Here is a 23,824-nt window from a genome sequence, read left to right on the forward strand (position 1 = left end):
AATTCATTATTCGCGCAGTTAAGAAACATAACCTTCAGGAATTCTTATGAGCAAGATGAAGCTAGTCATCATCGGTAACGGCATGGTTGGTCATCGCTATATCGAAGATTTAGTAGAGAAAACAGACGTAAGTGAAATGGACATCACAGTGTTCTGTGAGGAGCCTCGTGTCGCTTACGACCGCGTGCACCTTTCTTCTTATTTTTCACACCATACCGCTGATGAACTTTCTCTTGTAAAAGAAGGTTTCTACCAAAAACATAACATTAACGTTTTGCTTGGTGAGCGTGCGATTAATATTAACCGCGAAAAACAGACTGTGTATTCAAGCACTGGTCGTGAAATTCAATACGATAAATTGGTTCTTGCGACGGGTTCATTCCCATTCGTACCGCCAATTAAAGGCAACGATGGAAAAGACTGTTTCGTATACCGCACCATCGAAGATCTTAAGTCTATCGAAGCGACGGCAAGAAACAGTAAAAGCGGCGTTGTTGTTGGTGGTGGTTTACTCGGTCTTGAAGCCGCTGGTGCACTTAAAGCGCTTGGCGTAACCACTCACGTTGTAGAGTTCGCGCCAAAATTAATGACAGAACAGCTAGATCTTGCTGGTGGTAATCAACTTCGCCAGAAGATCGAACGTATGGGCGTTAATGTTCATACCAGTAAAAATACATTAGAAATTGCTCCTGAAGGTACAGAAGCTCGTAACGTAATGCGTTTTGCTGACGGTTCAGAGCTAGAAGCGGACTTCATCGTATTCTCTGCGGGTATTCGTCCTCAAGATAAACTTGCTCGTCAGATGGGTTTAGGCATTGCTCCTCGTGGCGGTGTTGAAATCAACAACCACTGCCAAACAACGGATGAAAACATCTACGCGATTGGTGAGTGTGCTTCTTGGAACCGTACTTTCTATGGTCTTGTGGCTCCGGGCTACAAAATGGCAACCGTTGCGGTTGATCACCTAATTGGAAACGATAGCCAATTTGAAGGTGCGGATATGTCTGCGAAGCTTAAGCTTCTAGGCGTAAAAGTAGGTTCGATTGGTGATGCAAATGGCCGTACACCTGGCTGTAAGAGCTACGTTTACCAAAACGAAGAGCAAGAAGTATACAAACGCCTTATTGTTTCTGAAGACAACAAGAAACTTCTGGGCGCAGTAATGGTTGGTGACACATCTGATTATGGTGATCTTCTTCAATTAATGCTGAACGAAATTGATCTGCCTGAACATCCTGATGCGTTAATTCTTCCTGCGCATGCTGGTACAGAAAAACCAACATTGGGTGCAGATTCACTGCCTGAATCTGCTGTTATCTGTTCTTGTTTCGATGTAACGAAAGGCAAGATTGCACAAGCAGTAGCTGATGGACATCACACACTTGGTGATATTAAAGCGGTGACTGGTGCAGGTACGGGCTGTGGTGGTTGTATTCCTCTTGTGACTTCAGTTCTTAATGCAGAACTTGCTAAAGCGGGCGTTGAAGTGAAAAACGACGTATGTGAGCACTTCGCATACTCTCGTCAAGAGCTGTTCCACCTTATTCGCATCGAAGAGATCAAAACATTCGATGAGCTTCTAGAGAAATACGGTAAAGGGTACGGTTGTGAAGTCTGTAAGCCGCTTGCTGGTTCAATCCTAGCGTCTTGCTGGGGTGAACACATTCTTAAGCCAGAACTAGTTAAGCTGCATGATACGAATGACAACTTCCTAGGCAACATGCAAAAAGACGGCACTTACTCAGTGATTCCTCGTATGGCTGGTGGTGAAGTGACACCTCAAGCATTGAGTGTTCTTGCTGACGTTGCGGCTGAATATAACCTGTACACCAAAATTACAGGTGCACAACGTATTGGTTTATTTGGCGCTCAGAAAGATGACCTTCCTGCGATTTGGAAGAAGTTAATCGCTGCCGGTTACGAAACGGGTCAGGCATATGCAAAAGCACTACGCATGGCGAAAACCTGTGTTGGGTCAACGTGGTGTCGTTACGGTGTTCAAGATTCTGTTGGTTTAGGTGTGATGCTTGAAAACCGTTACAAGGGCATCCGTACTCCTCATAAGATGAAATTTGGTGTGTCAGGCTGTACTCGTGAATGTGCTGAAGCTCAAGGTAAAGACTTAGGTATTATCGCGACTGATGCAGGCTGGAATATGTATGTGTGTGGTAACGGCGGTATGAAACCTCGTCACGCAGACTTACTTGCAAGCGACCTAGATCAAGAGACACTGATCAAGTACATCGACCGATACATGATGTTCTACATTCGCACAGCAGCGCCACTTCAACGTACATCAGTATGGATGGATAACCTTGAAGGCGGTGTCGATTACCTGCGCGAAGTCATTGTAGACAACAAACTTGGTATCAACGACCAGTTAGAAGCTGATGTGGCGAAATTGGTCGAAGAGTTCCGTTGTGAATGGACTGATACCATTAATGATGAAGCTCAACTGAAGCGTTTCTCTCACTTTATCAATGCTGATGACCGTGATGAGAATGTGGTATTTGTGAAAGATGGCCGTGCACAACATCGCCCAGCAACGTTCACAGAAAAACACCCTGAAGCGAAGGGCGATATCCTTCACGTAGCAGCAACAGAATAAGAGCGAGAGAAATTATTATGGCTTCTAAATTTATTAAAATCTGTCAGCTAGAAGATATCGTTCCTGGTACTGGTGTGTGTGCACTTGTTGACGGTGAGCAAGTTGCAGTGTTTCGCCCAGTAGCAGGTGAAGAGGTATTCGCAATTAGTAACACGGATCCTTATTTTCAATCGAACGTGCTATCGCGTGGCTTGATCGTAGAGCACCAAAGCGAGCTTTGGGTGGCAAGTCCACTGAAAAAGCAACGCTTTAATCTGACTACTGGCGTATGCATGGAAGATGAGCAATTTAATGTGAAAGCGTATAAAGCTCGTGTTACTGACGGTGCAGTAGAGATCGCATCTTAAGTCTGGATGCCTAGCTTAAAGATTTGATAGTTCAAGGGTTCTAGTTCCTGACATTGCCTTAATTCGGCAACTAGAGCCTTTTCCTATCTGATTTTAACTTTTATTTTTAACTTTTGAATAAGGACAATTTATGTCTACTGATTTTAAACCAGCTGAATTCGTTCAAACGATGATCGATGTGGGTGAAGCAAAAACAAAAACAAGTACTCGTGATCTTCTGATCCGAAGCACTATGGCTGGTATAATTCTTTCTCTTGCGGTTGTTGTTGCTATCACAACGATCGTACAAACAGGTATCGGTATTGTAGGCGCACTTGTGTTCCCAGTGGGTTTCGTTATTTTAAGTGTTATGGGTTACGATTTGGTGACTGGTGTATTCGGTCTTGCTCCTCTTGCTAAATTTGATAACCGTGCCGGTGTGACTTGGGGTAGTGTTTTACGTTGTTGGGGTATTGTTGGCCTTGGTAACCTCATCGGTTCTCTTATCGTTGCGGTATTAGTTGCAATCTCTTTAACGGGTAACTTCTCGTTAGATCCAAACGCTGTTGCGCAAAAGTTCATCGCTGTTTCTACGGCTCGTAGCCTAGGTTTTGAAAACATGGGTATGGACGGATGGATCACTTGTTTCGTTCGCGGTATCTTCTGTAACCTAATGGTTTGTTTAGGTGTTATCGGCAACATGACAGCACGCACTGTGTCTGGCCGTGTAGCAATGATGTGGTTCCCAATCTTCATCTTCTTCGCGCTAGTATTCGAACACACAGTAGTAAACATGTTCCTATTCCCATTAGGTATGATTTTAGGTGCTGATTTTGGTATCGCGACATGGTTGAACTTCAACCTAATCCCTACCATTCTTGGTAATATTGTTGGTGGCCTACTGTTTACGTGTGTTCCTCTATACTTAACGCACGCAAAAACAGCCCCAATGGTTAACGCTAAATAATCAACCATTAATTTGTCGTGGTTCTGACCGTAAAGCCTCAAGTTTTTAAGCTTGAGGCTTTTTCTATTTTCAGTGGTATTGGGATAGGGTTGAAGAACAATAGATCATTTAGTTATAAATACTTCTTTCTTAATTGGAAGTAAGACTGATGTTTGCTTGTCACAACTGATAGTCTAGAAACTAGAAACTAGAAATTTAAAGGATTGAGCGCACATTTACGTTTATCCTAGATATCATCAGATTCGAAAGGGATCGAATCGTATTCGGAGTACTACATGTCAGAAGCTTCACAATTAAATACTCAGACAGAAAAAAAAGGATTTGTATCATTAGTAGGTGCGGGGCCGGGCGATCCTGATTTACTGACGGTAAAAGGTGCACGTGTTATTCAGCAGGCTGATGTCGTAGTTTACGATCGATTGGTTTCAAAAGAAATTTTGGCACTGGCGAATGAAAACGCAGAGATGATTTACGTGGGTAAAAAGTTAGATTTTCATTTTGTGCCACAAGATAAAATCAATCAGGTACTTGTCGATAAGGCGCAAGAGGGGAAACATGTCGCGCGTTTGAAGGGCGGTGACTCGTTTATTTTTGGCCGAGGCGGTGAAGAGTTAGAGACATTGGCTGAACAGGGTGTGAAATTTGAAGTGATCCCAGGGATCACTGCGGCAGCGGGAGCAACATCTTATGCTGGTATACCGTTAACTCATAGAGATCACGCGCAGAGTGTGCAATTCATTACAGGGCACTTACAGAAAGATGGGCAGGAAATTGAGTGGGCATCATTAGCTCAGTCCAACAATACTTTAGTCTTTTATATGGGACTAAAACAGAGCCCAACCATAACCGCAAATCTACTTGATCACGGCCTGTCACCGGATATTTCTTGTGCCATTATCGAAAATGGTACGCGACCAGAACAAAGAGTATTCCACGGTCGGTTAGCTGAACTTCCTGAACTTGCAAAACAAGCAATCAGCCCAGCACTTATCGTGGTTGGCAGTGTCACTTCGCTTCATGAAAAATTGGATTGGTTTGGTAAGTAGGTTTAAGACCTGACAATTGTGTTCGCTTTTTTCAGTGGAATCGTCTAGGGTGATGAAAATTTAACAGAGCTTATGTCGTATGGAAAAAGTCACAATTTTAGTAGACGTTCAAAATGTTTACTACACCACTAAAGAAAAATACCGCTCTAACTTCGATTACAACCAGTTTTGGTATGTTGCTACCACTGGACGTGAGGTGATTAAAGCGAATGCGTATGCGATCGCCAGTCAAGATCCACGTCAACGTCAATTTCACCATATCTTACGTGGGGTAGGCTTTGAAGTTAAATTAAAGCCATTCATCCAAAGGCGTGATGGTAGTGCTAAAGGTGACTGGGACGTTGGTATCGCATTAGATGCTATCGAACTGGCTGAAGAAGCCGATGTGATCGTTTTAGTATCAGGTGACGGTGATTTTGAAGTACTTGTAGAGCGTATTAAGCAGCGTTTTAACAAGCCAGTTGAAGTGTATGGTGTGCCTGGACTGACAGCTCAAAATCTTATTGATTCTGCCAGTCGTTTTCACCCGATCGATAACGATTTGTTACTCTGATTCAGGTGCCGTTACTGCTTCAGCACTGTTATCGGTAGCTGTTTCTGTAGCCGTGTTTTCATTTTTCGCGGCTTCTTCTGCTTCCATTTTTGCACGTTCAGCTTTCGAAATGTAACGAGGTTTATTGCTTGAATGAAGCTTCGCGTTTTGCTTCTTCATTTTCTTTTTTAGAATATCATTAATCTTTTTTTTACGGTTCATGGTGTTTACCCTGTGGCCTTATCGCGTTTGGCATTTATGCGTTAATTTCGCGATTTTCGTTGTGGGGGAGAATAAAGAATTTTGATCCAAATCACAAGAGAATGAACCACCCTTATTAGTCCGTAGTAGATAGAGTTATGAATAAAGTCAGTGATATTTTATTAGGTGGGTTACATACCGAATTTAAAACGGTGAAAGCGATGGTTGAAATATACTGCCGTAAGCATCATGGTGGAGAATTACTCTGCTCTGAGTGTGCTGATTTATTGCGTTACGCTGAAGTAAGGCTTGATCGCTGCCCATACGGACAAGCGAAGCCAACGTGTAATAAATGCCCTATCCATTGCTATAAACCCGAGCCTAAAGAGCAGATGCGACTAGTGATGCGCTATGCTGGGCCTCGCATGCTACTTCCACATCCTATTTTGGCGATTCGACACTTAATACATGAAAAGCGGACAGTACCAGATAAACCTAAACCAAATGCTTCTAATCGACATATACGCTTAAAAAAATAGGCGAAACAAGCTTAAGAGCGCTTAACTTGTCTCACCTATTTACCTGTTCACCGACTAATCCATTCTCTTAATTACGCTGTTCTAACTGATTTTATGCTGATATTGGCAACGTTAGGTTATTCATCCAGTGACGTTTTAAGTAACGGTGGAAACAGAGTGAAAATTTCACCACTTCTTCCACCAACATCAACATGTAAACGTATTTAAAATCCCATCCTAAACCAAAAGCCGCCAATGCAGTCAGTGGTACTCCAACCATCCACATCGAGATGAAGTCCATACGCAAGCAAAACTGATTATCACCACCTGCTCTTAAAATTCCGTTGATGATGATCATGTTGAGCATACGTAACCAGATCGCACAACATAGTACACTCAGTGCAGGAGAGGCCAGAGGGTAGAGCTCGGCACTGGTCAAATTCAGCCACGATAGAATCATATCTTTTCCGAACAGCAATGCTCCTCCAACAGTCAGGCCGAATCCTAATACGGTTTTGATGAAGAACTTCGACATTTTAAATGCATCTGCAAATTCATCTCTTCCCAACGATTGGCCAAGTAAAATGGAACACGCCACTGAAATGCCAAAAAATAGTGAATAGCAGAGTGATTCAAAAGGACCAATCATGCTGAACACGGCTAATTCCGTTGTGCCCATATGACCGAAGATCATTTGATACATCAAGGTGCCCGTCGCCCACATCACCGCGCTGGCCGTTGTTGGAATCGCAAGACGCTTATAAGAAGCCCATAATCGAGTGGATTCAGTCAGCGTCTGTGACGTGATTAGCCAATGTTTACGCCAGTTTAAGAAACCAAACATCAATACCACTTGCAGCAGCCTTGAAATAGTCGTCGCTAATGCCGCCCCAGCCACACCCATTGCCGGAATTCCTAACCCACCTTTGATTAACCAAAAGTTTAAGCCAATATTGACAACAATAGTCACTGCACCTAAAAATAGAGGGGTGACAGTGTCACCTGATGATCGCATGGCGGACTCAGCGACCACAATTAAGTGAGTTAAAATGAGAACGGGAAAACTGTACCAAAGGTAAGTCGCCCCTAATTCAATGACTCTAGCATCGCTGGTTTGTAGCATCATGATATAGCTAGAACCTAGAGTAATGATTAAAGTCACAGGCAATAAGATTTTTGCTCCACAACGCATTGCCAGCATAGTTATCGTTTTCGCTGTTATGCGGTCATTTCGCCCCCAGTATTGAGCCACCAGAACACCATTTGCAGATGCCATACCAGCCATGATCATGATTGCGACAAAATGCCATTTTGAGGCGATTCCCACAGATGCAGTTGCTTCTTTACCAAAGTCGCTGACCATTAAGACGTCTGCAAGCGCAAGAATTGCCACTAGCGCACTTTGAATAGCAACAGGGAATCCCAGTTTTATCACCTTAGATAACATACCGTCAGGTGTGGCTTTGTTGAGTGTTTTCGGGTAGTTTTTAAAAGTCATTGTCATTCCTCATTTTGGAACGCAACTATAGAGTGAAAGGGTTATAAGTAGAATGTGTGAAAATAGAGAAAACCTGTGCAAATCCGTCATGAGTAAAATGTCACCTAAAACCGAATGGCATGAAGAGGTCTATCTGGCAGATGCTTGTAAAGAGCGATTTTTAACTACGTCAGACATTCCAGAACTTAGTCAAGAAGGGATTTTCATGGCAGGAATGGCGGAGTTAACGGACGGTTATTATGTCGAGCGCTGTGGGGTTGCGGTACACACTCTTATCTTCACGCTAGAGGGCGGTGGCATTTTAACGACATCGGATCGAGTTGAATTGATCGAACCTTACTCGCTGTTGGTGATCCCTGCTGGTGAACCATTTCGCTTTGAGCTCAATAGTGTCGATAACTACTGGAAGATGATCTGGTTGTTGCCACAAGCAATAGCCAAATGGCAGCAATTTGAAGCGTTAGGGTTAACCATTTTGCCGTATCACCAATGTGAACAGATGTGGTCATTACTGAATTTAATTCATTGTGAAATAGAGGGAAGAACGGCGTTTCGTCGGCTTTTGGTCAGTGAACTTAATTTAATTTTGACTGGCGTTGAATCAAAATCGACCAGTTCCGTGTCTCGGGTTCATACCTTGTTTAATGAAGTAGAAAGCCAGTTACATTTGCCATGGACAGTAAAAGAGATGGCTGCGAAGTGTTTCATTAGTGAAGAGCAGTTGAACCGTATTTCAAAAAATCTCTATGGGATGTCACCAAGAAGCCGATTGATTCATTTGAGGATGGAAAAAGCCGCAGATTTACTTCAATACCAAGAGTGGACTATTTCGATGATTGCTCAGCGGCTTGGCTATAAAGATCCGTATAATTTTACTCATCGATTTCGTAAATATTTTGGCTGTTCTCCTAGTCGGTATCGTAAGAATATTATTCAGCAGTTAGCGTCTATTTAGATGCCAATAAAAAAGGAGAGTGATGAGCTCTCCTTTGGTATCCGCTTAAAACAATATTCGAGAAAAAGCTTTATAAATAAGTACTTGTAAATAAGCTCTTGAAAATTGGTTCTTGTGAAAAAGCTCTTGTGGAAAAGCACTTGGAAATAAGCATAAAACCTTTTTCTCTTAACCCACCATCGCTTGCTTTTTGCCTTTTACGCTTACCAGTAGCATGTAAATACACGTCGCCATTAATGAGATAAATAGGTAGCTCAGTAGGCCGTTTTTCGAACCCATGTAACTGTTCGCAATTAAAGGGCCAGCCACAGAGCCAACACTGTAGCTAAACAGCATGACTTGGGTTGCTGATACAATGAACGACTCGTCTAACCCTTCACAGCCTAAATTAATCGCAATTGGATATAAAGCGAACGTTGCCATTCCTAGCATGAACAAACAAACAGCTAGTATTATTTGGCTGTCTGATTGAGCGGTTAACCCTATCGAGAAAACACCCAGAAAGCAGAACATTGCCATTAACAGAGTACGTCCTAGGAATTTGGATAACCAAGGCACGACGGGTTGGATCGCCATTCCCCCTAAGATAACCAATGCCATTAAGCTTCCAACATCAGACGTCTCAATACCACGCTGAGTAAGCTCTACTGGCATTAGTCCGTAAATCGCACCCAGGGTAAGCCCAGAAATAATACAGCCAATGATTGCAGCATGGTTCAGTTTTGCGATCTGTTTAAGCGACAGAGCACTGGTGTTGTGACTCTCTGGCTGTTGCGCATTGCCAAACATTAAGACTAAGACTGCCATCAGCAGCAACGTTAGAATCGCAATAAATGGTACGGCCCCTTCAACACCAATGGTACCGATCCCTAATTGACCTATTGAAGCGCCACCGTACAGCGCAGCCATGTAAATACCTAATCGCTTTGCTCGGCTTGCTTCATCACCACTCATCAACCATGACTCAACCACCACGAATACACCAGCAACAGCAATACCCGCAACTAAACGAGCTGAAAGCCAGACAGACGAATATGCAAATGTTGGCATCGCAAGAATGGTGACCATGAAACAGGCTAAACATAAAACGAAAGCATTGCGGTGACCAATTTGTTTGACAAGAGGCTCAATGAAGACAGCACCAATCAAAAGACCTGCATAGAAGGCACTCGCTAACCAACTGGCAAGTTGATTCTCTAAACCGTAATGCGACAGCATCAGTGGGATCAGGCTCATTAAGTAGCCTGATGACACAGCATAGAGAGTTAGCGCGATAACAGGTACAGCAATGCTTTTTTTAGGCGCTAAGGTTAGGGTGTTTTCCAATGTCGGGGTCTCCAATTCGCAGGTTGATAGTGATTTATTTCGCGAATATGGAGGGAAATGAACTGACTGTAAAACGAAAGAATTTTATCTAGACGATAGAAAATTGTTATCAGATAAATTGATTAAGATGTGTTGTATATATTCTTTTATTTAGTCGCCAGAAAAGACAAAGGCCTTAAATCATTAAGGCCTTTTTGAATAGCACTGATAGCCTATTCATTAATAGAGTGTTGTTATTTATTGAGCAGAAGGGCACCCTTTAACTTCTTGGCCGCCACTCATGTAAGTGAGAACACCATCAACAGGAGCATAATCAGCAGCATTAACTTGTGGGTTATTGACAAAGAATTCTCTAAGTACAGCAGCGTCAGTTATTTGAGTAGACTCCACATCAATAACAGGGTAGTTATCACCACCTGCAGCACTAAAGCTAATTACAGAGAAAGAGTATGTATCCGTTAGGTTAAAACCTTTGCCATTGATGTCGTGGATCGTTACATCACTTAAATCACAATCTACCGTTAGGTTAATGTTATCCAGTTGAGCATACGCACCAGAGCCAGCTGTTTTTGTCGCTACAACATCAAGGTAATCTTTAACTTCTTGACCTGTCATTGTCGCTTTAGTGACAAAGTTACCAAATGGCTGCACCGTTAGTACATCACGATAAGCTATGTTTCCAGGTTGAATTGAAGCTCGAACACCACCAGAATTCATAACCCCAAAATCGGCATTTACAAGGTTATAGGTACGGTAAGCGTGTCCTAGAAGGTGGCCTAAGTTTGTTTGTTCTGAACGGACGACACTTCGTTCACCAACAAGTACATCATCTGTATTTGAAATAACAACATCCAGCAGTTCTTGACCTTCTTGTTGGTATGGAAGAAGGATCGATTTTACTGTTGCATCTGGCTTAATTTCATCTTGAATGAATTGACGAACACCATTTTCATCTTTTGCTTTCAGGTTTACCGGAACTAAGCTGTAATCAGCTAAATGAAGTTTACCCTCGTAGAACTCAAAGTCTGCACGGCCAACATACTTGCCCCATTCATGAGCTTGCATGATGTAAGTGCCATTTTGTTGATCTGGTTTACAAGCATCTCCAGGTTTAAAGTCTGCGTATTCTTCGCCTTCCATACATACTGGGTTTTGAGAGTGACCACCGATAATCGCGTCTAATTCTCCCTCTTCTAGAGATCGAGCTAATTTAACATCACCAGGAGCTTCACTTCCGTGTTGTCCATTTGCATAATGACCCATATGTGTAGTTGCAAATATTAAATCAACATTTTCATTTGCTTCAATTTCCGCAATTGCTTTTTTAATCTCAATTTGAGGATCTGCAAATTCTAAATCAGCAACATTAGTAGGGTTGACAAGTTTCTCAGTGTCTTTTGTTGTTAAACCAATGACAGCAACTTTTAATCCATTAATAGTAAAAACTTTGTATGGGTCAAATAAACGTTCGTCTGTTACGTTTCCATCTGAATCTTTTAAGTATATGTTTGCCGCTAGCATCGGGAAATCCGCTAGCTGTTTTTGCATATCCAGAACACTACGCTCGTTATCAAATTCGTGGTTACCAAGAGCCATAGCGTCGTAGCCTAGTAAGTTCATGCCGACAAAATCAGGCACGGCATTCAGCATGTCAGATTCAGGAACGCCTGTATTGATATCGCCACCAGATAGCAAAATAGATTCACCACCATTTGCAGTCACTTCAGCTCGAATTTGATCGATCAGCGTTTTGCGAGCAGCCATGCCATACTCACCATATTTGTTTTCCCAGAAGCGACCATGGTTGTCATTGGTATGGAGAACTGTAAATTTAGTGCATGAATCTGCAGTTTCGCAAGTAACGTCTGTGCTGTCGCTGTCTGAGCCACAACCAGCCATTGCAATACTTACAGAAAGTACGAGTAGAGATTTGGAAAACTTCATGAGGGGGATCCTTGTTTTTATGACATGATTTTAGTTTTCGTTGCAATATACTGAAACCATTATTATTTTTCGTGATGAAGATCTAGGTTGAAGTTGGGCTAAATATATTTGTGATGATCTTGGAGGCTGAGTTTTGAAATAAACATTTTTCGTGGATTAACAATGTGTAACGCAAAAAATTACAGAAAATGTGATGTACAAGGTTGATATTGATATAAATAATATCAAACAGATCGTCTACTTGAGAATTATGATTGTGTAACCACTGCTTACAGTTTTAACAATTCTGCGTATAATCTGTGAAATACAGTAAAGCCAAATTATTACAATTCAACTTAGTCCTCTAATGAACAATATAGGAATGTAAGCGAGTTTTATTGGTTGAGGCTTAAAATACGCAATTGGAATACAATAAATAGGTCCCGAATGACAAATTTTTACGCTGAAATCACAGGTTGGGGAAAGTGCCTACCACCAGCTATTTTATCGAATCAAGATCTTAGTACATTCTTAGAAACATCAGATGAGTGGATTCGTTCTCGAACTGGTATCGAAAACCGTCGAATCAGTCATGTGAATACTTCTGAGCTTGCAACCGCAGCAGCAAAAAATGCGATGGCATGTTCTGGATTAACGGCTGAAGATATTGACCTTATCATTGTCGCGTCATGCTCTGCGGATTCGCTGTTACCAAATATTGCGTCAAAAGTGCAACAGAACCTTGGTATTAAAGGTGCGGCTGCGTTTGATTTAAATGCTGCATGTACGGGTTTTGTCTACGGATTAGAAACGGCTACGAGACTGATGCAAGCGGGTAATTATCGCAATGCAATCGTAGTGGGTGCAGAACGTTTGTCTTTCTATATCGATTGGACCAAGCGTGATACCGCCGTTCTATTTGGTGATGGCGCTGGTGCAGTGACTCTTAGCCGTACAGAACAAAAGGTAGGTTTACAGCAAGCGCAAATCGGTTGTGATTCTGCTGGTCGAGATATTTTAGCCGTACCTAAATTTGGTACTGCGATGGATCGTTTTGCTGCTGATAATGGCTACTTTGACTTTAATTTTGTCGGTAAAGAGATCTTCAAACGTGCGGTGAAAGGAATGGGGGCGGCGGCTCATACCGTTCTTTCTCGTACGGGCATTTCTACTGATGATATTGATGTGGTTATTCCTCACCAAGCTAATATCCGAATCATTCAAACACTATGTGATATGTCAGGTATTAGCCAAGATAAAGCATTTGTAAACATTCAGCAGTACGGCAACACATCGGCAGCAACGGTTCCAATTGCGATGTGTGAAGCTCTAGAACAAGGTCGTGTAAAACCAGGCGCTGAGATATTAGTGGCAGCATTTGGTGCGGGTTTAACTTGGGGAGCAGGTCATATTAAATGGGGCGATCGTGTGACGCCTATTGCTAAGCCTGATGCATGTTTACCTGAGTGTAAAGAGACAGCATTAGAGCTATTAGAGAACGCCATTCAGCACTGTCAGAATAAACCTGAATAGCGAAAATAAAATATCGTCTTCGAAATCAATAAATATTGCCGCAGCTTGCGGCATTATTTTTATGGGGTAATAGTTAACTTGGGTGGATAGCCGATATATCAGCATCTAGTTTTTGTAGACTCTACAGATAAAATAAAAATATAGGTAATAAGCGTGACACAAGAGAAATTTGAACATATTTACCAGCGGGCAGAAGAGAGAAAAGGTGGTGAAACTCAATTGGAGAACTTGATTTATCAACCTTTGAGTAACGATGATTTACGTTGTATTACTGATGATCGCTGGCTTGCTGGGTTTACCGAAAAGGTGTTTCAGTGCGGAATTTCTTGGAATGTAGTCAGAAAGAAGTGGCCCAATTTTGAAGAAGTTTTCTTCGGTTTTAAAATCGACTCATTAATGATGTTGTCAGATGAAATGTGGGAAAAGAAAGCACAAGATCCACGAATTATTCGCCACCTAACTAAGGTGATGACGATTCCTGCGAATGCGATGATGATTCGATCTGCCCGCCAGCAGCATGATTCTTTTTCAGAGATGGTTGCAGAGTGGCCATCAGAATGCATCACAGAGCTGTGGGACTACTTAAAGAAACATGGTAAGCGGTTGGGTGGAAACACGGGTGCTTACGCACTGCGTCAAATGGGGAAGGATACGTTTATCTTATCATCAGATGTTGAATCCTATTTGCGCCAAACGGGAATTATCGACAGCGGACGTACCACCAAACGAGCTCAACTTGCGGCGAACAAAGCTTTTAACCAATGGCAGCAAGAGTCGGGTAGAAGCTTGAGTGAAATTAGTCAGATCATCGCGTACAGTTGTGGGGATAATCGAGTCCTCTAATTGAATGGAAGATGCTAGCACTCTCGGATTAAGATTGAGTATCGGTTCGAGGCTGATTTTTAATAAATAATTCAGGCCAATACATTTTTATGTAACCGCCAGAAACCCAAATCACTAAGCCTGTTGCGATGCTCAATTCAAAGAAGCCAAAGTTATGTAACCAGTACCAGTTTGGGTGTGATTCGGCAAAAAATGAAGTTAAACGATGCATTGCAATGGCGCTAATAACAGAAGGAAAGGTGACGGCTGCAATGGAAGGCTGAAACTTTAAACGCATTAAGCGGATATAACAGAGATAAATGAGCAATGTCATCGTGATGGCTATGCCTGCTAAAGCGCCCGTTAGAATGGGATCTGGGTGCTCAAAATTAACAATATAAGCCGCTAGAGTTAAATTAACCGGGGCAGCCATAATAGCCAAAGTCGGTCTTGCCTTTCGCGGTAGCATCCCTTCAAATACGAGCCGATATAGAACCAACGGCAGCATGAAAAAGTAGATTGCAATGCAAATGGTGGCTAAGGTTTCAGAAAAGACGGCATGACCTAATTGCGAACCTGCGAGCGAACTACTGATAAGTCCGACAGGGTAGAGAAACCAGCTAGGAACAATGTGGGACATCTTGAAGTTTATGATCTGGAAACTAAAAAAAAGCACCATCATGGTGAAATGTAATATGAGCGCGCAGAACCAAAGCGGATAAGCGACCACAGGTAAAACAACCGCCAAGTAATCAGATAAAATGAGTAATGCCATACTCATTGGGGCCATCAGGCTGCCACTTAATGGATGACGAATATCATTGAAGAAGGTCTTAAAGCTAGTAATGTAGCGCAATAACACTGGAAGTAATAACACTGCACCAAGTAAAGCCAAATATGGACGTATTGTTTCTCCAATGCTAGGGACATAGAGTGCCCAAGCGTGACCCAAACCAATGACACCTAGCGCTAATGATGCCTGTGAAGGAGGCACATTTTTTACATGGGTGAGTCTTTTCCAATTCAACGATTTGCTCCAATTAAACTCAATATTATTTATTTCGCTACTTGCGAGATAAAGCAACGCTCAATGTACCTATATGCAACAAAAATAGAGTGCTAGGTAATTGAGCGGATAATATCAAGTTTAACGTTTGCCTGCGCTATTTAAGTGATAAACCGAGAGGTAATCCTTTAAATAGATTGAGCCGCTATTAACTTGGCTCTTCTTGTGTTGGTAAGTCTCTTTGTCTAAGTTTGTCGTTTTTCAGTGTACGACGAAGAAGTTGACTATAGATGGGCTGTCCACCTAACATTTGAGCAATAATTACTGCACCTAAGCAGGTAATGATCAAAGGTAAGATCAAGTAGTAGTTATTTGTCATCTCGATCACGAGCAGAATCCCAGTAATTGGCGCTCGAACCGTTGCGGCAAAAAGTGCTCCCATGCCGGCAATCGCGAACATACCAGGTTCTATATCTAATTGAGGTAGAAATGCGTCAGCAGTGACACCAAATGTATAGCCAAAAAGGGTACCTAAAGCGAGCATCGGTGCAAAAATACCACCAGGTGCACCAGAGCCGAAACAGAGCAGAGTTGTAAGTACTCGCCCAACAAAAATCATCAGTAGAACATTGGTCGAGAAATTGCCATTTGTAATATCTGGAATAATGCCAATGCCACCTCCTGTTAATTCAGGCAAATAGAGAAGCAGCAAGCCAAAACAGCCACCCAGTAAAGTGCCGACAAGTAAGTAGCGCTTACGGTCATTTTTATGAATCGCAACGAACATATCTTGAGCTAGGGTCACGAGTTTATTGAAAACAACACCAAACAACCCGAATAGAACGCCGAGCAAAAGAAATAACCACAATGTGTTCAATTCTGGTGGCTGATATTGCGGCATGGTGATGACCGCAGCTTGACCATTGATGTAACGAAAAACGATGTTGGCTGAAATAGCAGAAATGATGACCGCTTTAATAGAAATTAGAGAATAACGAAATTGAGGGCGCATCTCTTCAACAACAAACATGATCCCAGCTAATGGAGCATTAAATGCCGCCGCTAGTCCTCCAGCAGCTCCTGATGCTAATAATGAGTGGCGGCTGTCATCATCCTTGACTCGGAAAATATCCGTGACCATTCGTCCAATATTGCCCCCCATTTGCACGGTTGGCCCTTCGCGCCCTAAAACCATGCCCGAACCTAGTGCGCCTAGTCCACCAAAAAACTTCACAGGTAATACTCGCCACCAACGAACAGGACGAATATTGTCCATTGCTCCTTCAATCTCAGGTATGCCTGAACCAGCGGCTTCTGGTGCGAAACGATGCACGAGGAAATAACCAATAAATGCGAGCCCAGCACTGATAATAAATGCGGCTAGCCATAGAGGAACGAAGTGCGCTATTTCAAGCTTCAACCAGTCTGTTCGCGTTTCAGAAACGAAATGAACCGCGACTTCGAAGTAACTTCCAACTAACCCTGCGAATAAACCAACAATGCATGATAAAATCAGAACCGAGACAGGTGTTTTGTCTCTTGAGAGAAATTGATTGATCGCATCTCTAGGCACTTTTGCGAGTAAAGATTGCTTGATTCTCTCTCTTCTGGACATAAAAATAGGGCTCCACTAGGTAGGTTAAATAGGATTGGTCGTCAGGGGAGCCGGAATTATACGCTCTCACTGTTTATCCAGTAGCAATAAGATTGCAATGTTGAATTCCATAAATGAAACAAGGCTACGGATTAATGGGCTCTAGAGTGGAACCATGGTCACATAAACATACATTCATCATGTAGGATCTTGAATTATTGAAAATATAGGCCATAGTTAAATTGTAAAGCGACATCAACCTACACCAAGGAGGAATGTTTGGTTTTACTTACAATTTGGATGGATTCGAAAACCATTTTTAAGTCCTCGTAATATGTTCAGGTCGCGTCAATAGACTCCCTGATTCGCGAACTCACGATTGAGTAACGAGGTTTAAGGCGTACTAGACAATTCGTTAGTGCGCCTTTTGACGTTTGGCGGCGAATATTTCCTGAAGCTATATTTCCTATAGTTATATTTGTTTGATTAGTCAATATCTCTACGGGATAGACGTTTTTGTTCGTAGTACTCTTTAATCCCATTCCGATCACCATAACCTTATGTTTATCTGAAATATCTCTTGTATACTCCAATTAAGAGAGGAGTAATTACATGTCAAACAAAGTCCCTACAAATATTATCACTGGTTTTCTTGGCGTAGGTAAAACGACGGCAATACTAAACCTGCTTAAAACAAAGCCAGAGGGTGAGAAATGGGCCGTATTGGTTAATGAATTCGGTGAAATCGGCATTGATGGCGCTTTGATGACTGATCAAGGTGCGATGATTAAAGAGGTACCTGGAGGATGCATGTGCTGTACAGCTGGCGTTCCTATGAGTGTCGGAATTAATGCATTGTTGCGCCAAAAGCCAGATCGCTTGCTGATTGAACCTACTGGACTTGGTCATCCGAAACAGGTGGTTGCAACATTAACGTCTGCGCAATATTTGCCATATGTCGATTTGAAGGCCACCATCGCGCTGGTGGACCCACGAAATTTAAGCAACTCAAAATATATCGAAAATCAGAACTTCAACGATCAACTTGATAGTGCTGATGTGGTGATTGGTAATAAAATCGATCAGTGCTTTGCTGACGATATTGATGCCTTCAACGATTGGGTGACGGATCAGACACCATCTAAAATATTTAGCAAATTAGTTCAGAAAGGTGAATTGCCGATAGAAGTTCTAGATATTGAACGTCGTGATGGCAGTGCTTCTACTCTATTAGAGTCGCATCACCATGATCATGCGGATTTGGAACCTCAATTTGAATTGCCTCCTGGCCAATCTTATGTGCGAAAAGAGAATCGCGGGCAAGGGTATTTTAGTTGCGGTTGGTTGATTGGCGCAGAGTATAAATTTGATTTTGATGAGCTATTTTCGCTGCTGAGTGACTTAACGGCGGAAAGAGTAAAAGCCGTGATCAATACCGATAAAGGCTGTTATGCGTTCAATGTGGCGAATCAAGTCGTTTCGGTGAATGAAATCAGTTTAGAAGGCTTTGAATCTCGCATTGAAGTCATTGATTCGCAACTCATGCCTTGGGATCAGCTTGAAGGGCTGCTTTTGAAAATTGGTGGTATTAAGTAATATTTGATGTAAAGAGAGGCGTTGAATTTAATCCACGCCTCTCTATTTTTCGAACTGGAGATTGGAACTATCGCTTATTACGCAAGTAACGTTTTCTTCGCTCTTCTTTTTTCTTAATTTGTGCTTCTTTCTTACGCTCTATCTCGATTTCAACATCGATGAGTTCTTGAGTGATCATCTCTGGTCGTTCTAGAGTGATCTGTCCCAATGTTCCGCTACGAAGTTCATGGAGGAGTATTTCGGATGCTTTGTGTAAATCCACACGACCACCCGAGCGTAATGCCCCACGACGACGGCCAATTTCTTCCATTAATTCAATGTCAGTTTCTGGCAATTCTTCGATTTGATAACGATTTTTGAGAAGATCAGGATAGTGCTTTGCTAAGTACTCAACAGTGTAAAACGCTACTTCATCGTATTCCATCGCCGTATCTTTAACCGCACCTGTTGCCGCTAAACGGAAACCACTGTGAGGGTTTTCTACTTTTGGCCATAAAATCCCTGGAGTGTCAGAAAGTACAATGCCATTCTGAAGATTAATACGTTGTTGACGACGAGTCACAGCAGGTTGGTTACCTGTTACCGCAATCATACGACCAGCAAGACAGTTGATAATTGTTGATTTACCTACGTTGGGGATCCCCATGATCATGGTACGAATGTTTTTACCAATTTCTTCACGGTGAGGAGCAAGCTTACGAACCAACTCCATGATTTTTTGAACTTCATTGAGATTAGATGTCGTAATTGCCATTGCCTTTACGCCTTGCTCTTTCTCAAAGTGATCGATCCACAATTGTGTTAAGTCTGGGTCTGACAAATCACGCTTGTTTAGTACTTTGACACATGGTTTATCGCCACGTAGTTCCGAGATCATAGGGTTTTCGCTGCTAAACGGAATTCGCGCATCAAGTACTTCAATAATTACATCAACTTGCGGGATAACTTCTTCAATCTCTTTACGAGCCTTATGCATATGGCCCGGAAACCATTGAATACTGTTGTTAACCATTTGAAAGCCTTATATTGATAATTTGTGTGCTGCTATGGGCTTTTGGGGTACATAACGTTCTCAAACCATTAAAGAGGGAGAACTAACCCAAAAACAGGATTAATCTGTTCATAGCCATTTTGATGTGATGATCTTAACACTTTATTCAGTAGGCGGGAATCTTACTATGAAGTATGGTCTCTCGGTGTAGCTGTTGATGAACAGAAGTGCTGACCGCTAGGTAGAGGTATTCTCCAAAAACTTACCGATCTAACCACAACAAAGAGCGAATGCAGATTAATGACGCTCCAAACTGCGATCTTTACTCATTACCCTTTTTAAGGGGAATTCTAGATTCAGCATCAAGTGGTAGGTTTTAACGGGCACAATGTTAATTTGAAGAAAGAAAATGAAGAGGTTTTGATAGTCTGACTGTATTTTAATAAGCAAAAATATCGGAGTAATGTAATTATTGTTTTTTAATTAAGTGAGTAATGAGTGGTGATCTATTTAAAGCGTGATTATGAAGTGAGTTGTCGGCTATGTTTAGTATATAGTAATAAAAATAAGCCTCAATGATATTGAGGCATATAATAGAAGCGTATTTAAAAATTCTTATTAAGAATGAATAAGCACTAGCAAACCATTAATAGTAAACGACACCGTCGCCTTTAGTAATAAGTGTACCTGCTTCATTAGTAATGATTTTATCTAAATCAAACAGAGAACCAATGGCTGCATTACCTAATCCTGCTTCAACAAACTTACAAACAGCATCAATTTTAGGACCCATAGAACCCGCTGGGAAATTAAATTCAGCCAAACCTGAAGGAGTTGCTTGTTTCATTTCTGCTTGATCTTCTTTGCCGTAATTACGGTAGATAGAGCCATCTGTTAAAATAATAAATAAATCAGCATTGATTTTCTCTGCTAATAATTCAGCGGTTAGATCTTTATCAATCACGCACTCAACACCTGTGCTTTTGCCTTCTTCAATACATACTGGCACACCGCCACCGCCGCAAGCAATAACAAGGTTTTCTGTATCTAGAAGTGTTTCTATTTGTTGAATTTCAACAATATCTTTTGGCATTGGTGAAGGTACAACGCGGCGGTAATATTCGCCATCTGCTTTAAATTTCATTGTTGTTTGAGACATGATCTCTTTTGCTCGTTGCTCTGTGTAGACAGGGCCAACAAATTTTGTTGGATTAGCAAAAGCAGGGTCTTCTTTACTTACTTCTGTTTGTGTAACTAACGTTGCCACTTCTAATTCAGAGTCGATATTTCTTAGCTCTTGTTGAAGCATATAGCCAACCATGCCACAAGTTTGAGAACCTAAAACATCCATAGGATAAGGAGTCGTCTCCGGGGAACATTCATGGTATGCCGCATTCTGTTCCATCAGTAATCCCACTTGTGGGCCATTGCCATGGACGATGACGATTTCATGCTCACGTGCAATTGCTGCAATGCTTGCAGCCGACTTGATAATGTTTTCACGTTGATTTTCAGCCGTTAATGCTTGTCCTCGGGCTAAAAGAGCGTTGCCACCTAAAGCTAATACGATGCGCATGATAATGATCTCCTATCATTTAATAATGATTTATATATTTTTCGTAGGGATTAACTAATTGCTTCTTTGGTTTTTATTAATAAACAAAGAGCTTAGTTATTTGATTTAATTATTCTGTAGGGGAGTAATTAATATGAAGCTATAGTATGGCAAAGTAATAGGTCTAAATGTGATAGCAATCAAAATATCATTTCACTAGATATTCACACTATTCACTTGCAGTGAAAATAATTCGATTAAATATTCACAAGAACAGTGCAAAGGCAGGGATTAAGCAGTTTTTATCACCAACGATTCGCCTTTAGTGAATATTATCTCATTGTGAAAAATCTAAAATAATAAGTATTTGTTCAAAAAATGACGAGTCAGTCACAATAAATGTCGTGAAATATTGTTTGCGATGAAAGAATTATGAATAAAACAAAGGATTATGTGCATGTTCTTACAAAAATGGCGCTCTTACTTTATACCCGAGAAGCAAAGCGCCATTGAATTTTGACAACATGAGTTGCTTATAATGAGACGATTACAAGAACCTTTACGATAAATAAAGGCTCTTTTCGTCTTATTGTTATGCTTTAGCGAACTTGTAGGTGCGGAATCCCCCGATTAAGTTTCTCGCTTTTAAACCATTGTTGACTAGCTGACGGTAAGCAACATTGCCACGTAAGCCTACCTGACAATAAATTACAATTTCTTTATTTTCAGGAAGTTCATCTATTCGCTGACGAAGTTGATCTACAGGGATGTTAATATCGCCTTTTATGTAGTTACCATCTTCACGCTCACTAGGGTTACGAACATCAAGTAAGAGTTGGTCTGCTTGTAAATGATCGATTTCATCAAAATGAATAGGGTTAGCATCACCATTCATTATATTACTTGCGACAAATGCCGCTTGGTTTATCACGTCTTTTGCGCTTCCAAATGGGGGAGCATAAGTCAGTTCAATGTGTTGCAGTTGCTCAACGGTCATTCCTGCACGTTGTGCGACTGCAATGATATCTATTCGTTTATCTACTCCTTCTTTACCTGCTGCTTGCGCTCCAAGTATGGTGCCATTTTCAGGATCGAAAAGGAGCTTCAAGGAGACAATTTCCGCCCCAGGGTAGTAACTCGCATGACTTGCAGTATGAACGTAAACTTTCTCGTAATGAATTCCATCACGTTTTAACGCTTTCTCATTTTTACCTGTTGAAGCAATGGCAATATCGAAGATCTTACAAATTGCCGTTCCTTGAGTTCCTTGATAGGTCTCTTCGCGGCCAAGCATATTATCGGCAGCCATGCGACCTTGGCGGTTTGCAGGGCCAGCAAGTGGCACGAGTACCTGATTGCCTGTAACAAAATCGGCTTCCTCTACAGCATCACCTACAGCGTAAATTACAGGATCGCTGGTTTGCATAAATTCGTTGGTATGAATCCCGCCAAGTGCTCCAATCTCCAATCCAGCGTCTACCGCGAGCTTGCTTTCGGGTTTCACACCAATTGCCATAATTAAAATATCAGTCGTTAATATATCGCCATTATTTAGAGATAAATTCAGCTCACCAGTTAAATGTTGGTGCTCAGTTGATTGGCCTGCTTCTGTGCTTGCTATACTTGTATTTGGGACAAATTCCACTGATTCCAAAGCAACGCCTAAACGTAAGTCTACCCCTTTTTCCTTGATCTCAGCATGCGCAAAGCCCGCCATCTCTTTGTCAACTGGTGTCATGACTTGATCGGCCATTTCAACGAGTGTGGTTTTTATTCCAAGTTGATGGAAAGCTTCCATCATTTCCAAACCGATAAACCCGCCACCGACGACGGTTGCATGATCGGGTTTATTTATCGCGATGCTTTGAAGAATCTTATCCATATCTGGAATATTACGCAGCGTGTGCGTGAGAGGGTTTTTCAGCCCTGGAATTGGAGGAACAATAGGGCCTGCTCCTGGGCTTAAGAGAAGAAAATCATAGCTCTCGGTGTATTCTGACTGATCGAGTAAATTACGGATAGTGACTGTTTTTTCTGAACGATTGATACTCATCACTTCGTTCATTACTCGTACATCGACGTTAAATCGCGCGAGAAAGCTTTCAGGCGTTTGTAATAGCAATTTACTGCGATCTTCAATATCGCCACCGATGTGGTAAGGCAAGCCGCAATTTGCAAAGGAGACGAATGGACCCCGCTCAAACATGATAATTTCGGCATCTTCACTTAAACGTCTTGCTCTTGCCGCAGCCGATGCGCCACCTGCAACGCCACCTATAATCACTATTTTAGTCATCACTTACTCCGAATCATTAGAATTTTAGCACTATATCGCTGTTGAATTTACTATGACACCTTAAATTAGCCTTGTCTAATGTTAATGTTGCTAATTGCAGCTTTCCTAAATTAGATTTGACTAATTTACTTTTATTAGTATGCTCTAATTAAAGATTTAGAAAGGGGAGAGTGAGATGGATGCAGTGCAAATGGATATCCATGAAATGAAAGATAGGGCGATTGAAGTTTCTGAGTTGCTCAAGCATATGGCGCATCCTGAGCGACTTATTGTTTTGTGTCAGTTGACGCAAGGAGAGGTCGGCGTCGGAGAGCTACAGCAAAATTCAGTGTTGAGTCAGTCAGCCTTCTCTCAACATTTAACGGTGCTAAGAAAATTTGGCATGGTAAAGACGAGAAAAGAAGCACAACAAGTTTTCTACTCCCTTTCAGACCCAAGAGTTGAGAGTCTTATTCAGAGCTTGCATGGCGTCTTTTGTAAATAAAGCCAAAGCAAAATTCATAAGAAAATGTACATAAAAGTGAGGTAATG

General features: G+C 41.7%; 20 protein-coding genes. 11 read left to right on the forward strand and 9 right to left on the reverse strand.

Going from position 1 to position 23,824, the window contains the following annotated elements:
• Positions 1-46 precede the first annotated feature (46 nt).
• The 5 genes from nirB to OCV39_RS18470 all read left to right on the forward strand — a co-directional run bounded on the left by nirB (position 47) and on the right by OCV39_RS18470 (position 5,500).
• A complete protein-coding gene (nirB, locus tag OCV39_RS18450; protein ID WP_261889644.1) occupies positions 47-2,608 on the forward strand; it encodes a nitrite reductase large subunit NirB in 2,562 nt (853 codons plus the stop codon).
• 17 nt (positions 2,609-2,625) lie between these two features.
• Positions 2,626-2,955: a nitrite reductase small subunit NirD gene (gene nirD, locus OCV39_RS18455; RefSeq protein ID WP_113797946.1), complete on the forward strand. Its 330-nt coding sequence runs from the start codon at positions 2,626-2,628 to the stop codon at positions 2,953-2,955.
• A 130-nt stretch (positions 2,956-3,085) separates the two neighbouring features.
• Entirely contained in the window at positions 3,086-3,901 is an 816-nt protein-coding gene (locus OCV39_RS18460; RefSeq protein ID WP_113797948.1) for a formate/nitrite transporter family protein, read from the forward strand.
• A 275-nt stretch (positions 3,902-4,176) separates the two neighbouring features.
• Positions 4,177-4,947, forward strand: a complete 771-nt coding sequence (cobA, locus tag OCV39_RS18465) for a uroporphyrinogen-III C-methyltransferase (protein WP_017052811.1) — start codon at positions 4,177-4,179, stop codon at positions 4,945-4,947.
• 79 nt (positions 4,948-5,026) lie between these two features.
• On the forward strand, positions 5,027-5,500 hold the full coding sequence (locus tag OCV39_RS18470; protein ID WP_261889645.1) for a LabA-like NYN domain-containing protein: 474 nt from the start codon (positions 5,027-5,029) through the stop codon (positions 5,498-5,500).
• Here OCV39_RS18470 and OCV39_RS18475 read toward each other — a convergent pair.
• On the reverse strand, positions 5,492-5,701 hold the full coding sequence (locus tag OCV39_RS18475) for a DUF2986 domain-containing protein (protein ID WP_017052809.1): 210 nt from the start codon (positions 5,699-5,701) through the stop codon (positions 5,492-5,494). The genes OCV39_RS18470 and OCV39_RS18475 overlap by 9 nt on opposite strands.
• Before the next feature lie 137 nt (positions 5,702-5,838).
• On the opposite strand from OCV39_RS18475, the gene OCV39_RS18480 reads away from it, so the two are divergent.
• On the forward strand, positions 5,839-6,219 hold the full coding sequence (locus OCV39_RS18480; protein WP_136995317.1) for a nitrous oxide-stimulated promoter family protein: 381 nt from the start codon (positions 5,839-5,841) through the stop codon (positions 6,217-6,219).
• Positions 6,220-6,310: 91 nt separating this feature from the next.
• Here OCV39_RS18480 and OCV39_RS18485 read toward each other — a convergent pair whose 3' ends face one another.
• On the reverse strand, positions 6,311-7,696 hold the full coding sequence (locus OCV39_RS18485; RefSeq protein ID WP_261889646.1) for an MATE family efflux transporter: 1,386 nt from the start codon (positions 7,694-7,696) through the stop codon (positions 6,311-6,313).
• Positions 7,697-7,748: 52 nt separating this feature from the next.
• Between OCV39_RS18485 and OCV39_RS18490 the strand changes: the two genes are divergently transcribed.
• Complete coding sequence (locus OCV39_RS18490) at positions 7,749-8,651, forward strand: AraC family transcriptional regulator (RefSeq protein WP_136995319.1); 903 nt, start codon at positions 7,749-7,751, stop codon at positions 8,649-8,651.
• A 168-nt stretch (positions 8,652-8,819) separates the two neighbouring features.
• On the opposite strand, the gene OCV39_RS18495 is transcribed toward OCV39_RS18490, so the two are convergent.
• Together OCV39_RS18495 and ushA are read right to left on the reverse strand one after the other, a co-directional pair.
• A complete protein-coding gene (locus OCV39_RS18495) occupies positions 8,820-9,977 on the reverse strand; it encodes an MFS transporter (RefSeq protein WP_261889647.1) in 1,158 nt (385 codons plus the stop codon).
• 237 nt (positions 9,978-10,214) lie between these two features.
• Positions 10,215-11,921, reverse strand: a complete 1,707-nt coding sequence (gene ushA / locus OCV39_RS18500) for a bifunctional UDP-sugar hydrolase/5'-nucleotidase UshA (protein ID WP_261889648.1) — start codon at positions 11,919-11,921, stop codon at positions 10,215-10,217.
• Positions 11,922-12,347: 426 nt separating this feature from the next.
• Here ushA and OCV39_RS18505 point away from each other — a divergent pair, with 426 nt between their 5' ends.
• Positions 12,348-13,433, forward strand: coding sequence for a ketoacyl-ACP synthase III (locus OCV39_RS18505; protein WP_017052803.1), 1,086 nt, complete (start codon positions 12,348-12,350; stop codon positions 13,431-13,433).
• 153 nt (positions 13,434-13,586) lie between these two features.
• A complete protein-coding gene (locus tag OCV39_RS18510; RefSeq protein WP_017052802.1) occupies positions 13,587-14,276 on the forward strand; it encodes a DNA-3-methyladenine glycosylase I in 690 nt (229 codons plus the stop codon).
• A gap of 28 nt (positions 14,277-14,304) precedes the next feature.
• On the opposite strand, the gene OCV39_RS18515 is transcribed toward OCV39_RS18510, so the two are convergent.
• Complete coding sequence (locus OCV39_RS18515; protein ID WP_261889649.1) at positions 14,305-15,282, reverse strand: TDT family transporter; 978 nt, start codon at positions 15,280-15,282, stop codon at positions 14,305-14,307.
• Positions 15,283-15,469: 187 nt separating this feature from the next.
• Positions 15,470-16,876 (reverse strand): H(+)/Cl(-) exchange transporter ClcA, encoded by a 1,407-nt coding sequence (gene clcA / locus OCV39_RS18520; protein ID WP_261889650.1) that lies wholly within the window; start codon positions 16,874-16,876, stop codon positions 15,470-15,472.
• A 591-nt stretch (positions 16,877-17,467) separates the two neighbouring features.
• Between clcA and OCV39_RS18525 the strand changes: the two genes are divergently transcribed.
• On the forward strand, positions 17,468-18,451 hold the full coding sequence (locus OCV39_RS18525) for a CobW family GTP-binding protein (protein ID WP_261889651.1): 984 nt from the start codon (positions 17,468-17,470) through the stop codon (positions 18,449-18,451).
• 67 nt (positions 18,452-18,518) lie between these two features.
• Here the strand turns inward: OCV39_RS18525 and ylqF are convergent, their stop codons facing one another.
• The 3 genes from ylqF to OCV39_RS18540 form a co-directional block, all read right to left on the reverse strand.
• Entirely contained in the window at positions 18,519-19,463 is a 945-nt protein-coding gene (gene ylqF, locus OCV39_RS18530) for a ribosome biogenesis GTPase YlqF (protein ID WP_017052798.1), read from the reverse strand.
• Between the two features lie 625 nt (positions 19,464-20,088).
• Positions 20,089-21,018: a carbamate kinase gene (locus tag OCV39_RS18535; protein WP_017052797.1), complete on the reverse strand. Its 930-nt coding sequence runs from the start codon at positions 21,016-21,018 to the stop codon at positions 20,089-20,091.
• A gap of 571 nt (positions 21,019-21,589) precedes the next feature.
• Positions 21,590-23,293 carry an FAD-dependent oxidoreductase gene (locus tag OCV39_RS18540; protein WP_261889652.1) on the reverse strand — a complete coding sequence of 568 codons (1,704 nt, stop codon included), beginning with the start codon at positions 23,291-23,293 and terminating at the stop codon, positions 21,590-21,592.
• A gap of 175 nt (positions 23,294-23,468) precedes the next feature.
• Here OCV39_RS18540 and OCV39_RS18545 point away from each other — a divergent pair, with 175 nt between their 5' ends.
• Positions 23,469-23,777: an ArsR/SmtB family transcription factor gene (locus tag OCV39_RS18545; protein WP_261889653.1), complete on the forward strand. Its 309-nt coding sequence runs from the start codon at positions 23,469-23,471 to the stop codon at positions 23,775-23,777.
• The last annotated feature ends 47 nt before the right edge of the window (positions 23,778-23,824 follow it).

The sequence above is a fragment of the Vibrio cortegadensis genome (assembly GCF_024347395.1).
GTDB classification, from domain to species: domain Bacteria; phylum Pseudomonadota; class Gammaproteobacteria; order Enterobacterales; family Vibrionaceae; genus Vibrio; species Vibrio cortegadensis.